This window comes from Bradyrhizobium sp. UNPF46 (assembly GCF_006658625.1).
Classification (GTDB): domain Bacteria; phylum Pseudomonadota; class Alphaproteobacteria; order Rhizobiales; family Xanthobacteraceae; genus Bradyrhizobium; species Bradyrhizobium nitroreducens.
Map to the genome: position 1 here is coordinate 67,321 of NZ_LFJB01000083.1, position 18,008 is coordinate 85,328.

Below are 18,008 nucleotides of genomic sequence, written 5' to 3' on the forward strand. Positions count from 1 at the left end.
ATGGCAGACGTCGTGACCGCGGCGTTCAGTGCCGATGAGTCTGGCTCCGGTCGTGGGCTGACAGAGGAGGATCTTGTAAAGTTCTCGGACAAGATCACCAAGCTCTTCACCCTGATGCAAGAATACGGCGGCAAGTTCGCCGCCACTCTTTCGGCCTATGGCGAGACTGCCGTTGGGCAGATCGCGAAGACCTTCCAGACTCATATAACCGGTATCCGTCTGCAGATCGCTGGAACGGCAGTCGAGTTTCTCGATAAGGCCTATGATGCATTGAAGCTCGGCCTGACGGCGGACAACTGGCAACCGTTCGACGATCTGGTCAAGGAATTTGGCGCGACGGCGGTCATGGGCGCCGCTCTGGTCATCGGAACGTTTGCTGTTGGAACGGCAGTCCTGACGGTGCTCGTCGGGCCTGAGCTTGCGGCGATTGTCGCCATGTTCGCCGAGGCCGGCCTAGCCGCGTACGGCCTCTATGAGGCGGTGAAGAGCGGCGCCGACTTGATCGGCAAAATCTCGGCCGATCTTGCCGTCGTCATCCCCAAGATCGGAGCTACGATCGAGGAATTTGCCAAGAATTTCGAGAAAAATGTTCAGATCGTCCTGCGCATTGTTGCCAATGCGATGGACGTTGATTTCAGCGCGCCAGTTTTCGCAGGCTCCGGAGGAGATCAATCCCTCTTCACAAAGTATCTGGTCGATTCACTCGATCCTGTCCTGCCGGGCAGGCTTGACGGCAGCGAAATGGCCGACCGCTTCTACGGCAAGAACAACGCTTACATCGACGCCAAAGGCGGAAACGACGAACTTTACGTAAGGAATACGACGACGGCGCTTGGTGGGGCTGGGGACGACATCCTCGCGGGTGGGAAGGCGACCTTCATCGCGGCTGGCTCGCCGCTTGATCCGGCCCATCCAGAGAATGGTGTCGCAAAAACCGATCTGAGAATGACGCTGGATGGTGGAACCGGCAACGATTGGGTGATTGCTCTCGGCGGCGACCGCGCCGTGACGGCCGGCGGGCTTGGCCGCGATTGGATCTACAACACCTCGATGGGCGGCGTCATCTGGGGGGATACGGTCGGCGGCCAATACGAAAAGCCCGTTCTCGACGCGGACGGAAATCCCGTCCTCAATCCGGATGGATCCCCCAAAACGACACCAACCAAGGTCGAGGATACGCAGGCCAACGCGGACGATATCTGGTACTCGGCGAACACCATCGTCAAGGACGCGCAGCACCATGACGTGCTCAAGTTCTATGGACTGACCCTCACCGGGGGAAATGCCGAAGGCGGCATCGCAGGGCTCGCGGCATTCGGCGGCGTTGGTGCCGTCGTCGGCTACACCAATTTCCTGGCTACGGCTGCTGCGAATGGCGGCAAATACGATCCGGCGAAGTCGATCTATTTCGATCATCTGCTTCCGTGGATGACCTATGCGTTCCGGCCCAATTCCCGCGGCGGGCTGGACATGTACGTTACCAACCAGTTCGACCAGCTGTTCACGGCTGTCATCGGCGGCACCGCGAGCGACGCCTACAAGGCGCAGCAGGCGCTCGATGCTCAAGGCATCCTGAAGGGCTGGATGAAGATCGAGAACTTCGATCTGGTCGGCAGCTACATCGGTTTCCAGCAGGCCGAACTCACGGGCCAGGGCACCTTCGGCATGGTGTTCAAGGCGCCCAATCCGATCGCCGATCTGATGACGCTGCTCGAGCCGCTGCTCGGGGTGTACGGCATTGCCATTGCCGCCCAATATGGCGGCAACACTTTGATCGATCAGGCCGTGACCCTTAGTGCCGCCGCGGCGCGGTTCGCGAAGGGCGTGAAATGGGCGGACGGCGCCGATCCGCTGGTGATCGACCTCGATGGCAACGGTATCGAGACGACCGACCTCGGAGTCAGCCAGGTCTATTTCGACGTCGACCACGACCTGTTCGCCGAGCGCACCGGCTGGCTGAGCGGGAACGACGGCTTCCTGGTCCGCGACCTCAACGGCAATGGCGGGATCGACGATATCTCGGAGATGTTCGGCGGGGTCGGGCAATCCGGCTTTGCCCAGCTCGCTACCCTCGATTCCAACGGTGACGGCAAGATCACGGCTGCGGACGTGCTGTGGTCCGAACTCAGGGTATGGCAGGACCTCGACGGCGACGGCATCACCGATGCCGGCGAGCTGAAGACGCTCGATCAGCTCGGCATCATCAGCATCGATCTCGGCGCCACCGCGATCGACATCACCACGCCCGACGGCGCGCACCTGACCGGCGTCGGCGACGTCACCTTCCAGAGCGGTCCCGTCAGGCACATGTACGACGCCATCCTGGCCTCGAACGACACCGACACCAGATATGCCGGCGAGGCCGGCCGGGCGGCCTGGCAGTCGAGCTCGACGCTCGACGTCAAGGGTTTTGGGCGGGTGACCAACCTTGCAGTCGCCGCCGCCAACGACATCGCGTTCGGCGAGCTCGTGAGCTCCACGGCGGCGGCGATGACGACGCCGAAGCTGCGCACGCTGGTGGCGCAGGTCGGCGACGTGCTCGGCGCCTGGGGCGAGGCGCTGGAACAGACGCGCGAACTGACGCCGGTGCTGGTCGGCACGGATGCTGCCGGCAAGGCTGTGCTGCTCGACCGCGGCGTCTATGTCGAGGACGGCCAGGGCGGGTACTGGAGGCTCGCCTCCGGCGCGCCGGTGCTCGACGCGCAGGGCCAACCGATCGCGCGCGCCACCATGCAGGACGTGCTGGCGCAGGCGGCCGCGTCCGGCGCGAGCTGGCGCGTGGAGCAGACCTGGTCGCCGTCGGACCGCGACGCTGCGCTGACGGATCGCGATGCAGCGCCCTATCTGATGAGCGTCGTCAACGGGCGCGCCGTCATCCTCGACTACGGCATCAAGCAGGCCGACGGCAGCTGGAAGCTCGCCTCCGATGCCGCCACCAGCTACGCCAGCAAGGACGCCATCCTCGCGCTCGCCCATCCCACCGGCACCGCGTGGCGGACCGAGCAGCTCGGCTTCAACCCCTATGCCAACCTTCCCGTCGACAAGATCGGGGTGCGCTTCACCGACGGGATCGCGGTCGACTATACCGTCAAGGTGACCGACCAGGACGGCACGTTCTACGTCTGGGCGCGCAATCTCGACCGCGCGCTGCAGCTGGAATGGAAGACCGGCGATTCCCGGGAATTCAACCTGCGCAACTACGCGATCGACTTCGCTACGCTCGACGAGGTGAATTCGACCGACGACTCCACCTACCGCGTCGAGATGCTGACGCCAGCGCAATTCCACTTCGCGACCTCGCTCGGCGGCATCGACTTCCGCCCCGAAATGCTGACGGCGCAGCTCGACAATACGACCGGCCACATCGCCTATGCGGTCGGCCCCGGCGGCAGCGCCAATCTGTCCACAGATCCGGCGCACTACGTCTCCGGCATCGCCACCATGATCGACATGCTGCAGCCGGTCATGACCGAGTACATCGCGACCTCGCGCCGCTATGCGGTGCGCATCGCGATGCAGGGCGGCCTGAAGGACTTCTTCCGCGGCGTCAGCTACGATCTCGCCTCCGACAGCTACAAGCCGACGACCAACCGCGAGCTCGCCCCGATGTTCGAGGCGATCTTCGCCGGCGCGCCGGCCAGCAACGCTGGCGATGCCGTGTTCGACTACCTCGCGCAGTGGAACGGCATCCTGGCGCAGGTCTATCCGGACTATCATCCCTCCGGCGAAGGCAATCTCGGCGGCTCCACGCTCGCGGTCAACCAGGCCTTCATCATGCAGATGATGCTGCCGGCGTTCGAGACCGTCGGCGTCGATCTCGACATCCGCGGCGTCGCGCATGCGCTCGGGATCAGCGACGAGCGCATCATCACGCATGCTGCCGGTGATACCATTGTCAACGGCACCGACGCGACCGACTATTTCTACATGACCGCGGGGAACCAGACCCTGCGTGGCGGCAAAGGCGCCGACTACTATTTCGTCGGGCGCAATTCCGGCGACGACGTCATCGACGACAAGGATTTTGGCGACAGCGACGAGCTGCGTCTCACCGACGTGCTGTCGACCGACGTCAAGGCGATCCGCGACGGCGAGGATCTGATCCTGCAGATCCGCGGCCGCACCAACACCATCCGCCTGACCGACCAGTTTCTCGGCGAGAACAACGAACTCCTCAGCAATGGCAAGCGGGCCGATTCCGGCGTCAGCGCCATCGTGTTCGCCGACGGCGTCGCCTGGGACCGCTTCCGCATGTCGATGGAGGTGCTCGACCGGGAGCGTGCCGCGGGCCAGTTCAACGACAGCCTGATGGGCTCGGGCTCGGCCGACATCCTCTGGGGCGGCAAGGGCAACGACTACATGAGCGGCGGCGCCGGCGGGGACATCTACGTCTTCCAGGCCGGCGACGGCCAGGACGTCATCGACGACCTCGGCAATTTCTCGTTCGGGCCGGTCAAGGCCGGCATCGACGTGCTCAGCTTCAAGGGCGGCATCAAGCTGGAGAATCTGAAGCTGATCCGCGACGGCGAAAGCCCCGATCTGCAGATCGTCTTCCTCGACGACAATGGTCAGCCGACCGGTGACACACTCGTCATCAAGGGCCAGTTCGCCGGCATCAAGACCGGGCTCGGCCTGTTCTCCGACGCGCTCGGCTCGAGCGACGGGCTCGACTATGTCGCGCCGAACCTGATCGAGCGTTTCGTCTTCGACGACGGCTCCAGCCTCGACTTCACGCAGATCGTGCAGAAGGTGCTGGAGAACGCCAAGACCGCGAATGACGACGCGATCTACGGCATGATCAATGCCAACACGCTCGACGGCGGCGCCGGCAACGACTTCCTGTCCGGCAAGGAGGGCGACGACACCTACATCTTCGGCCGCGGCTACGGCCGCGACGTCGTGCTCGACAATTCCATTCCCGGCCTGTTCGATCCGCCGCAGCACGACAAGCTGCAATTCGTCGACGAGATCCGCTGGACCGACCTCGACTTCCTGCGCGACGGCCCCAGCGACACGCTGCGCATGCGCATCAAGGGCACGACCGACGAAATCGTGCTGCAGGACTTCCTCGCAACCGTTCCGATCCTCGGCTTCATCAACGTCATCGAGGACATCAAGTTCGGCGACGGCACGGTGTGGACCGGCTTCAAGCTGGCCCAGCACTACATCGACATCGCCAAGACCGCCGGCAACGACACGATCTACGGCTATGACGAACTGTCCGATTCGATCGACGGCGGCGCCGGCGACGACCGCCTGGTCGGCTTCGGCGGCAACGACGTCTATTACGTCGCGCTCGGGGAGGGCAACGACACCATCCTCGACAGCTCCGGCAACGATCAGGTCATTCTCTCCGGCATCGCGTCGACTGACGTCGACTTCTCCCGCACCGCGCTCGACCTCATCATCACCGTCCGCGCCACCGGCCAGCGCTTCGTGCTGGAGAACCAGTATGTCCGTGACGACGGCCAGACCAATGCTGTCGAGAGCCTGGTCTTCACCGACCGCACGGTCTCGTTCCTCGACGTCAACCCGGAGGACATCGACCTCGTCGGGACCAACGGCGACGAGACCATCACCGGGTCGAATTTCGCCGAAACGCTCGACGGACGCGGCGGCAACGACACGCTGATCGGCGGCGACGGCGGCGACACCTACAAGTTCGACGCCGGCTACGGCCAGGACGTCATCATCGACCGCCGCGTGCGCGCGAGCTGGTCGGACCGGCGCGGCGTGCACGTGCCGGTGGACGACGTCGTTCAGTTCGGCGGCGGCATCACCCGCGACAACGTCGTCTTCACCAAGGACGGCGACGACCTCCTGATCTCGATCACCGGCCGCACCGACACGCTGCGCATCCGCAACCAGTTCCGCGACGCCGAGGACGGCGTCGAGCTGTTCCGCTTCTTCGACGGCTCGACCATCAAGATCTCGGACGTCGAGCAATTGCTGCAGATCGCCGGGGGTAACCGCGGCGACAACATCATCACGGGCCTGCTCGATCAGGAGAACGTGCTGGATGGTCGGCAGGGTGACGACACGCTGTACGGCGGCAACCGCGCCGACACCTACGCGTTCTCGGCCGGCTACGGCTTCGACCGCATCATCGAGCGGCCTGATACGGTGGGCATCGTCGATCGCGTGGTGTTCGGTGCCTCCGTCCGCTTCGAGGACATCGTCGTCAGCCGCAACGGCAACGACCTCGTCATCGATCTCGGCAGCGGCCTCGATGTCCTGACCATCGTCGACGGGCTGTCGACGAGCCGCGTCGAGCAGTTCGAGTTCGCCGACGGGCGGATTCTGTCCATTGAAGCCATCATCGACCGCATGCTGACCGGCACCGCCGGCGACGACCATCTGATCGGCTTCGACAACCGCAACGATACGCTGTCGGGTGGGGCCGGCCAGGACGCGCTCGAGGGCGGATTCGGCAACGACACCTACAAGTTCGGCATCGGCGACGGCAGTGATAGCGTCTACGACGCCGGCGGCGTCGACAAGGTCGTGTTTGGCGAGGGCATTACCTCCGACCTCGTCCATTTCAGCAATATCGACGGCGATCTGCTGATCTCGATCGGCAACGGCACCGACCGGCTCGCCATCCTGTCGGGCTACAGCGCGCGGCCGGTCGAGAGTTTCGTCTTCGCCGACGGCACCACGCTGTCGATCGAGGACGTGCGCGGCATCATCCGCGACGGACTGTCGAACGCCAGCCAGGACCTCGTCGACCTCCGCGAGCTGCCGGCCGCCAGCAGCCTGCATCCCGGTGCCGGGCATGACCGCCTCATCCTGGCCCAGGATTCGCGCGTCGTCATCGGCGCCTCGGAAGGCATCGACAGTGTCGAGATGCCATCAGGCGTGACCAGCGCGACCGTCGTGCTCGAGGCCTACGCCTCCAGCGATGCCACGGTCAGGCTCGTCGCGACCGACTCGACCGACCTCGTCGTCTCCTTCTCGTCGGGAAGCCAGCTGATCGTCCGGGGTGCGCTCGGCAACGGCAGCCTGCCGAACATCGAGTTCGCCAACGGCGTCACCTGGAACGGGGCCGCGCTGGTGCAGGCGGCAATTGCCGGGCAGGCGAGCGCGGGAAGCGACATCGTCGTCGGCAGCGGCCGCGCGGACGTCATTGCCGGCGGCGCGGGAGACGACCTGCTGAGCGGCGGGGCCGGCGACGACACCTACAATTTCACGCGCGGCGACGGCCGCGACGTGATCGACGACAGCTCGGGCAACGATACGCTCGCCATCACCGGGTATCGGCCCGAGGAGCTGCGCGTCTCGCAGATCGACCCGGCGCGCAACGAGCTCGTGCTGTCCTTTGCCGATTCGACCGATCAGATCGTGCTGCGCTACGTCTGGGGCTGGAACGGCGTCGACGCGGTTCGTTTCAGCGACGGCACCTCGTTCACACTCGACCAGCTCCGCGACATGGCGGCCGACGTCGGCACTTGGCAGGACGACCGTATCGTCGGCTCCGCGCGCAGCGAGACGTTCAGCGGCGGCACCGGCGATGACGTCATCATCGGCGGCGGCGGCGACGACGTCTATCGGTTCGGACGCGGCGACGGGCAGGATCGCATCGAGAGCAACGGTTCGGCCGACGGCAAGGGAACGCTCGTCTTCGGAGCCGGTATCGCGCTGGAGGACATCGTCACGACGCGGGATGCCGATGGCAATATCGTGCTGTCGATCAGCGGCACCGACGATCGCGTCACGCTGGTCGATCCCGCCGGCGACATCGATCCGGTCATCGCGAAGGTGGTCTTTGCCGACGGCCGCAGCCTCAGCTACCGGGCGCTTGCCGCCGCAATCGCATCGACCGACGGCGACGATCACGTCATCGTTCCCTCCGATCTCGCCAATCCCGACATCGGCTCGGTCATCTCCGGTGGTCTCGGCAACGACCACATCGAAGGCGGACGGGGCGCCGACGTCATCACCGGCGGCAAGGGCGACGATCTGCTCGAAGGTGGCAGCGGCGCCGATCTCTATTATTTCGCCCGCGGCGACGGGCAGGACACGATCGCCGATGTCGAGATCTCCGATGCGTCCAAGGTCGACAAGGTCCATTTCGCGGCGGGCATCCTGCCGAGCGATATCCGCTTCCTCTCGGTCGGTCCGAACGACCTCGTGATCGGCCTCGTCGGCAGCGACGACCGCCTGACGCTCAAGGACATGTTCCGCGCCGGGAGCGGCGCGACCGACTATGGGATCGAGCAGTTCGAATTCGCCGATGGCACGGTTTGGCAGCTCGCCGACATCGTCTCGCATGCGGCGGCGTCGACCGGCGCGGGCGCCGACGCGATCGATTTCGGTCCGCAGCTCGACGTCGCGATCACGCTCGATGGCGGTGCGGGCGACGATGTGCTCGCCGGCGGTATCGGCGACACCACCTACGTCTTCGGACGCGGCTATGGCCGCGACACGATCCGCGAAGCATCCAATGCAACCAGCTCCAGCGACACGCTGCGCCTGAACAGCGGGATCGCGCCGAGCGATGTCGTCGTCGTCAGGGACGGCAACGATATCGTGCTGCGCTTCGTCGGCAGCGACGACCGGCTGACGATCGTCGGCCAGGCCATTGCAAGTGCCCCGCCGATCGACGTCGTGCGATTCAACGACGGCACGCAATGGAGTGCGGCGACGCTGCTCTCGCGCGCGCTGACGCCGGATGCAGCCGAGCACGTGCTGCATCCAGGCAATCCTTCGGCCGATCCGTTCGCCGACCCGGTTTTCGCGGGCGCAGGGTCGGGCCCCGGCGGTGGAGGATCGCTGGGATCCTCGACCGTCGGCCTTGCCCGCTACGATTCCGTCTCGCGGCCGGTCACCGGCCTTGCGGTGGTCGGCTCGGCCTCGGAGATCGGCGGCGGCACCTATCAATTGACGCCGGATGCCGGCAGCAGGGTCGGCGCGGTCTGGGGCAGCATCGACCTCTCGCAGAACGTGGTCTGGACCACGAAGATGTTCTTCGGGGCCAACGAGGGCGGCGCCGACGGCCTCTCCTTCGCCGTTCAGAACAAGAGCGCGGCCGAACTGACGGGGTCGGGCGGCGGCGGGATGGGCACCCTGGTCTCCGGCTCGTTCGGCATCATCTTCGACACCTGGGGACAGGCGACCGATTTCAGCCAGTTCGTTGTCAATGGCCAGGCCGGCGACGACAATTTCGATCCCCGGCACGACTTCAGCCAGCTCGAGGATGCAGCCTGGCACGATGTCGTCATCAGCTGGGATGCGGCAAGCAAGACCTTCAGCTACAGCGTCGATGGCACGCTGATCGGACGCAAGACCTATGATGTCGTCGGCAGCCTGTTCGGCGGCGATTCCGACGTGTGGTACGGCTTCGGCGCGGCCACGGGCGGTGCGACCAACGACCAGCGGGTCCAGATCCTCTCGGTCACCACGCTGCAGGGGGCCGGCGTCGACCCGTCGACGGTCGGGACCATCGAGCAGATCGGCTCGGGCCTGTTCGCGCGGGAACTCGCCGGTGCAGCCGCGCAGAACAGATACGATGTGTTCGTGCCGCTGTCGCGCTGGGGCGACCGTGTCGACGTCGTCACCAACTTCAAGAGCGGTGACGCTGGCGACAGTCTCAACATCGCCACCGCCGAGGGAATGTCCGGGACGCTGCTGGCGCGCGCGGCCGGCTCCGACACGCTGATCTATTTCGCGGAGCAGGGCACGCAGAGCTTTGCCGACGCGCGGCTGCTGTTGCGACTGGATAACGTCTCGCCGGCGAGCCTCACCAGCGTCAACTTTGCCGGCGCCGCGTTCACCGTGGTTGCCAACCAGACCCTGACCGCGACTGGGGCGACCCCCGTTCAAGGCGGTTGGGGCGATGACACGCTCAACGGCGACAATTCGGCCAATACGCTGTCGGGCGGTGCCGGCAACGATACGGTGGCGGATGCCCGTGACGGCAACGACACCCTGACCGGCGGGACCGGCAACGACTGGCTGCGCGGCGGCGGCGGCAACGACACCTATGTGTTCAACCGCGGTGACGGTCAGGACATCATCAGCGATTGGAATTACGGGACCGACACCATCCAGTTCGGTGCCGGCATCACGGCCGCCGACGTCGTGGTCACGCAAGGCAACAGCGGCCAGGATCTCATCGTCACCATCGTGGGGACCGACGACAGGATCACGATCGAGCGCGGCCTCAGCGCCGACTACAATCGGATCGAACAGCTGCGCTTTGCCGATGGCAGCACGCTCAGCTACACGCAGATGGTCGATCGGTCGCTGACGCCGACGGCCGGCAACGACACGTTCGCTGGCGACCAGTTTGCCAACACGCTGACGGGCGGGATCGGCAACGACACGATCTCGGATGCCCGCGAAGGTGACGACACCCTGATCGGCGGGGTCGGTAACGATTGGCTGCGCGGCGGCAGCGGCAACGACACCTATGTGTTCAACCGCGGGGACGGTCAGGACACCATCAGCGACTGGAATTATGGCAACGACACCATCCAGCTCGGTGCCGGCATCACGGCCGCGGATGTGGTGGTGACGCAAAGCAATAGCGGCCAGGACCTGATCATCGCCATCGCGGGAACCGAAGACAAGATCACGATCCAGCGCGGTATCGATACCGATTGGAGCCGGATCGAGCTGCTGCGCTTCAGCGACGGCAGCACGCTCAGCTATGCGCAGCTGCTTGACCGTTCGCTGACACCGACCAGCGGCGACGACACGTTTGCCGGGGACCAGTTCGCCAATACGATATCGGGCGGCGCCGGCAACGATACGATCCTCGATGGCCGCGACGGCGACGATATCCTGATCGGTGGCACCGGCAACGACTGGATGCGGGGCGGCAACGGCAACGACACCTATGTGTTCAACCGGGGTGACGGTCAGGACACCATCAGCGACTGGAACTACGGCAACGACACGATTTTGTTCGGGGCCGGCATCACCGCCGCCGACCTCTCGTTGACGCGCGCCAGCAATGGTCAGGATCTGATCATCGCAATCGTGGGGACCGAGGACAGGATCACTGTCCAGCGAGGTATCGATACCGACTGGAGCCGGATCGAGCTGCTGCGCTTCGCCGACGGCAGCACGCTCAACTACACCGACATGCTCGCTCTGGCCGACGCCAACGACCGCAGCGGACTGACCCAGATCGGAGCGGTGCTCGGCAACGGCATCGTCGGGACCGACGCCGCCGAACTCCTCAATGCGTCAGCCTATGCGACCGGCGCCATGTTGGATGGCCGCGGCGGCTACGATCAGCTGACGGGCAGCGTCTATGGCGACGTCCTGACCGGCGGCGCCGGCAACGATGTGCTGACGGGCGGTGCCGGCGCGGACACCTACCGGTTCTCCGCGGGCTTCGGCCAGGACACGATCGACGAATCGACCTCGAACGGCAGCAATAACATCATCGTGTTCGATTCCTCGCTCTCGATCGATGATTTCGTGCTGGAAGCCTATGTCTCGACCGACGGCAACGGCAATTCCGATTTCGGTCAGGCCCGGCTGCGCTTCAACGGCAGCGACGACCGGATCACGATCGCCGATCTCGATACGATCCAACAGATCCGTTTCGCCGACGGCACCGTCCTCGACAGGCAGCAGATGCTGGCCCGCGCGGTCGATCTCTACAGCAACGACAGGTCCATCTCCCCGTCGGATATGCCGATTCCGAACCCTCTGAACGGATCGGCGAAGGACGACCTGCTCGAAGGCCATGGCAGCGACGATACGCTCCTCGGCGGCGTGGGTAACGATCGCATCTACGGCGGCGACGGCGCTGACGCGCTGAGCGGCGGGACCGGCAACGATCTCCTGTCCGGTGGCACGGGCGCCGACGTCTATCGGTTCTCGGCCGGTTTCGGCCACGACACGATCGACACCGGCGATACCGGGCTCGACTGGATCGAGTTTGACTCCAGCCTGACGCCTGATGACATTGAGCTGCTGCGTCCCTATGACCGGTACGAGGGCGGCGGCCTCACCGACGATCTGCTCGTGCACGTGAAGGGCACCGAGGACGTCATCGAAGTCCGCTATACGCTGGCGACGGACCCCTACCAGAGCATTGCCGGCATCCGCTTCGCGGACGGGACGATCTGGACGCTGGCCGACATCATCAACGCCGCGGTGCCGACGCCGGGCATCAACGTGCAGGGTGCGATCTCGGACGACACGCTGATCGGCACGTCGTACAACGATTCCTTCGCGGGAGGAGGCGGCAACGATACGCTGATCGGGGGCGCGGGCGACGACGATCTCTGGGGCGCGGAAGGCGACGACATCCTCGATGGCGGCGCAGGCCGAGATTCGCTGATCGGCGATGCCGGCTCGGACACTTATCGGTTCTCCAGCGGTTTCGGCAACGACTACGTCAGTGATTTCCGCGACGGAATCTCGATGAACGCGATCGTTTTCGATTCGACCATCGCGGTCGCCGACATCGCGGTCTATTACTCGCAGTCCGGCGACCTGATCCTGAGGTCGATCAACTCGGACGATTCCATTACCATCGGCGGCGGCTACGTCGATGAAACCGTTGGCGTCGATGAAGTCCGTTTCGACGACGGCACGATCTGGACCCGCGGCCAGCTCGTTGCGGCGGCGGTGGCAATGCCGGGCAGCCTGATCCAGGGCGACGCGACCGATCAGACGCTGAACGGCACTGCCTTCGACGATGAAATCTACGGCGATGCCGGAAACGAAACCATCGTCGGCGGTGCCGGCAACGACATCCTGCAAGGCGGAGACGGCGCCGACATCCTGATCGGTGGTGCCGGCCACGACGAGCTGGACGGCGGCTACGGCAACGACGTCTATCGCTTCTCGGCCGGCTTCGGCTCTGACACGGTTTACGTCACGCCGTACTATGCAGACGATACCGACGTCATCGAGTTCGACGCGACGATTGCAGCTGCGGATGTCCATCTCACTTTCGAAGGAGATGGATACCCGCCGAGCATGCTGCTGACGATCGACGGCAGCACCGACCAGATCATGCTGAACGGGCTGCACGCGTCCACCGAGATCCATTTCGCGGACGGCACGATCTGGACTTATGACGACATGGCCGCGCTCGCCGCGCCGTGGCTGGGCGTCAATTTGCAGGGCGACCAGGGCACCGACGTTCTCGGAACCAGCGGCTGGGACAAGCTCGAGGCCACTTACGGCGTCGCGTCCACCATCATGGGCTTTGCCGGCGACGACATCCTCAACGGCTCCATTGGCGACGATACCCTCGTTGGCGGCACCGGCGACGACCAGATGCAGGGCAACCAGGGATCTGACACCTACCGCTTCTCGGCGGGATTCGGCCAGGATCAGATCTACGAGTGGGGTTCCGAGGTCAACCACATCGTCTTCGACTCCTCGATCTCGTCCAGCGACATCATCATCGAGCACGAGGCCGGTTATAACGGCGACATCACCTATGCCGACGTGATCCTGCGCGTCGCGGGGACCGAAAACCGCATCACCTGGGGTGGTGGCTTCGGCTCCGCCGACTTCGACATCGCGTTCGCCGACGGCACGGTCTGGAATTCGAACGACATCAGGGCACGCTGGAGCCTGATCGAGCATCCCTATCAAGGTGGCATTCCGATGATCGGAGGCGCCACCAACGACACCATGTACGGCTCGGTCGACGCCGACGTCATGGAAGGCGGCGGCGGCAACGACAGCCTCATCAGCTACGGCGGTAGCGACATCCTGGTCGGAGGGACCGGGTCCGATCAGCTATATGGCGGCGTCGGCAGCGACACCTATCGCTTCTCTGCCGGCTTCGGCGAGGACTGGATCTACGACTCGGTGAACGGCGCGGACGTCAACGTCATCGAGTTCGACGCGACGATCGACCCGGCGCAGGTCAGCGTCATGTCGGACGCCTCCAATCTCTCGGGCAATTACTATCTGTCCATTTCCGGCAGTGAAGATCGGGTCTGGGTCTCGCGCTACGCCCACGACGCCGTGATCTCGCAAGTTCGTTTTGCCAACGGCACGGTGTGGACCGCTGCCGACATCGAGGCGCGCCTGACCTATTCGAACCGGCCCACGATCACGAGTTCGGCCTCCGGCGCACAGATGGTCGGTACCGCCGGCAGCGACAACCTGACCGGAACGGCCGGCGCGGATGACATCAACGGCGGCGGATCGGTCCAATGGCGGCCGGTCGGCGCCAACCTGCTCGTCAACGGCAGCTTCGAGCAGCTCGCCGCGGATGCCAGCCCGCAAAGCTGGGGCTATTCGGCGACGACGTTGCCGGGCTGGGCCCGGATCAACAGCACGCAGCCGGGGACGACGCTGGGCATCGAGCAGATGACGTCCGGCTACAACGGTGTCACCGCAACCGACGGCAATTACTGGCTCGATCTCGACGGGACGGGTTCCGGCGGCACCAACGTACAGATCGCCCAGGACGTGACCGGCCTCACCGAGGGCGAGACGCTCCTGGTGCAGTTCGACCACGCCAACCGCACCTGGGACTGGAACGGCTCGTTCGACGTGCTGTGGAACGGCACGGTGGTCGCGAGCTTCAACAATACCGGCACGGCGATGGTGCGCTCCAGCGTGCTGGTGACGGCAGCCGCCGGCACCAACCAGCTCAGCTTCCGCGGCACCGGCAACCAGGACGGCGTCGGCGCCTCCCTCGACAATGTGAGCCTCACGCGTGCGCAAGCCGTTCCGAGCTCGGCGATCGGCAACGACGTCCTGTCCGGCCTCGACGGCGACGATCTCATCCGGGGCGGTGCCGGAGACGATGTGATCTCCGGAGGCAACGGCAACGACACGCTCAACGGCAATGGCGGCAATGACACCATCAACGGCGATGCCGGCAACGACATCCTGGTCGGCGGCAAGGGTAACGACAATCTGGTCGACGGCCAGGGCAACGACGTCTACCGCTTCGCGGCCGGCGACGGTCAGGACACCATCACCGACGCGAACGGAACCGACCGGATCGAATTCGGCGCGGGCATCAGTCCGGCCGACGTCAACGTCGCGCTGGTCGGCAATTCCTCGACGCTGGTCGTCACTTTCCGCAACAGCGACGACCGCATCACCATCAACAACGGCTCGGCCAGCGATGGCAGGGCCATAGAGACATTCACCTTTGCCGACGGCACCGTCTGGTCCTTCGCCGACATCGCGGCGCGCTGGAAGACGCCGACTGCGGGCGCCGACATCATTCTCGGCACCACGAACGGTGAAACCCTCGCGGGCGGGGCGGGCAATGACAGCCTGATCGCCTTCGGCGCAGCCACGCTGCTCGGCGAAGCTGGCGACGACATCCTGACCGGAGCGAACGGCGCCGACATCCTGGTCGGTGGTACCGGCAACGACACGCTGAATGGCGGGCAAGGCGACGACGTCTACCGTTGGGGCCGCGGCGACGGCAGCGACACGCTCACCGACACCGGCGGGACCGACCGCGTCGAGATCGGCGCCGGCGTCGCGCCCGGCGACATCAAGGTCACCTCGCCGGATGGGCGCAGCTTCGTCCTGCGGATTCGCGACACCGGCGAGGAGCTCAAGCTCACCGATGTGATCGCGAACACGAGCAACGTCATCGAGAGCATTGCCTTCGCCGACGGCACCGTCTGGACGATGAATGATCTGAGGGATCAGTCGTACATCGGCGAGGACGCCGCCGACGCCATGACCGGAACCAGCGACGCCAACCGCCTCGACGGGCGCGGCGGCAACGACAATCTCTCCGGTCTCGGCGGCAACGACGTGCTGCTTGGCGGCGCCGGCGACGACACGCTCAACGGCGGAACGGGAGACGACCGTCTGGTCGGCGGTCCCGGTAACGATGCGCTGTCGGGCGGCGCCGGTGCCGATACCTACGTGTTCGCCGCCGGTGACGGCAACGACACGATCACCGACGGCGGCGATGCGACGAACGACACGTTGCGGATCGAAGGCTATGGCCTGTCGCAGATCCGCTTCGGCGCGGTGGGTCAGGACCTGGTCATCCGCTTCGCCGGAAGCGCCGATCGCATCGTCGTCCGCAACGGCCTCGGCAGTGGCGTCAGCGATCTGGTCGACGCTTTCGAGATTGTGGCCGACGGCGTCACGCTGTCGCTGGCCGACGTGCGCGCCCGTCTGGTCGAGGACGTCTCCGTCACCGGCGAGTTCCTGGCCGGGACTGCCGCCGATGACGTGCTCACCGGCGGCGCCGGCGACGACTATCTGAAGGGCGGCGAGGGGGCCGACATCCTGTCGGGCGGTGCCGGCAACGATCAGTTCGCCGACATCTCCGCCGATGGTTCCGTCGACACGCTGACCGGCGGCGCCGGCCGCGACACCTATTACTACCTGCCGGTCCGGCAAGGTGCGGCGCCCATCGTCGCCGACGTCATCACCGATTTCCAGGCGGGCGCGGGCGGCGACGTCATCCGCCTGATGACCAGCAATCCCAATCCGTTCGAGGGCGGCAGCATCTTCCTGGCGCAATCGGGCAGCGATGCGGTCGTCATGATGCGGGCCAGTTCCGGGCCCGACCAGGAGCTGGTACGCCTGCTCGGCGTCAATGCCACGACGCTGACCGCGGCCAATTTCGACGGCGTTCCGATCGCGATCGACAATTCGATCAGCATCAATGACGACGATGCCGGCCACGTCCTCAACGGCAGCGCGCTCGACGACCGCATCTTCGGCAATGGCGGCAACGATGTCATCAGCGGCTTCGGCGGCAATGACCGGCTGGCCGGCGGTGGCGACAACGATGTGATTGACGGCGGCCTCGGCAACGACCTGATTGCGGGCCAGGAAGGCAACGACCAGATCATCGGCGGTGGCGGCAGCGACATCATGTCGGGCGGCTCCGGCGATGACGTGATCACCGGCTATGGCGACGGCAGCTTCACGACCGACACCGACGTGTTCGAGGGCGGGCTGGGCGACGATCAGCTGTCGGGCGGCACCGGCACGGACGTCTACCGCTTCGCGCGCGGCGACGGCCGCGATACCATCTCCGACCTCGGCGGCTCGGATCGGCTGGAATTCGCCGCGGGCATCGCGGCCGCCGACGTCAGCGTCGTGCAGATCGGCCGCGACGTCGAATTGCGCGTCAACAACGAGGGCGGCCGGATTCGCGTAACCGGTGCGCTCGACGGCGCCAGCGCCATCGAGACGATCGCCTTCTCCGACGGCACCAATTGGACCTGGAACGACGTGCTCACGCGATCCCTTCAGGGATCTGGCGGCGACGACGTGCTCGCGGTTCCCGCAAGCTTCCAGGGTAACTCCGTCACGCTCGACGGCAAGGCGGGGAACGACACCCTGCAAGGCAGCGCGGGCGCCGATACGCTGATCGGCGGCACCGGCAACGATGTGCTGCAGGGCGCCGGCGGTGACGACACCTATGTGTTCGCCCGCGGCGACGGCCAGGACGTCATTCTCGACGCATCGGGCACCAACACGCTGAGCTTCGCGGCCGGGATCCTGGCGAGCGACATCCGTGTCGTGCGAGGGCCTGCCAATCTGGTGCTCGAAATCATCGGCACCGGTGACCGCGTCGATCTCGGCTCTCCGGCGGCGCCGGGCATGGGCGTCTCGCGCGTCACCTTCACCGACGGCACGGTCTGGACCGCGCCGACGCTGATCGCACTCGCCCGCGCGGCGACCGATGGCGACGACGTCATTCGCGGCGACGAGCTCGATAATACGCTCGCTGGCGGCGCCGGCGATGACCTGCTGATCGGCAATGGCGGAGCTGACGATCTCGACGGCGGCACCGGCAACGACCGCCTCGAAGGCGGTGCCGGCGACGACACCTACCGCTTCGCGGCCCATGGCGGCCACGACCGCATCGCCGATACGGCCGGCAACGACACGCTGCTGCTGGCGGCGGATATCGCACCCGACGACATCACGGTCTCGCAGAGCGAGGACGGGGCCGACTTCACGCTGATCGTCAAGTCGACCGGCGCGCGCATCACCATCGAAGGCGCGCTCGGCGCTGGCGGCATCGAATCGATCCGTTTTGCCGACGGCACGGTGTGGGGAACCAGCGATCTGAT

The 18,008-nt window shown here is 65.5% G+C and carries 1 protein-coding gene (running past one end of the window); it reads left to right on the forward strand.

Annotated elements, in window-relative coordinates; all coding sequences use genetic code 11:
* On the forward strand, positions 1 to 18,008 hold the 5' portion of the coding sequence (locus tag UNPF46_RS38575) for a tandem-95 repeat protein (RefSeq protein WP_283811682.1). The gene runs 14,476 nt beyond the window's last position; 18,008 of the gene's 32,484 nt are visible here — the first part of the coding sequence; the start codon lies at positions 1 to 3; its stop codon lies off the right edge, out of view.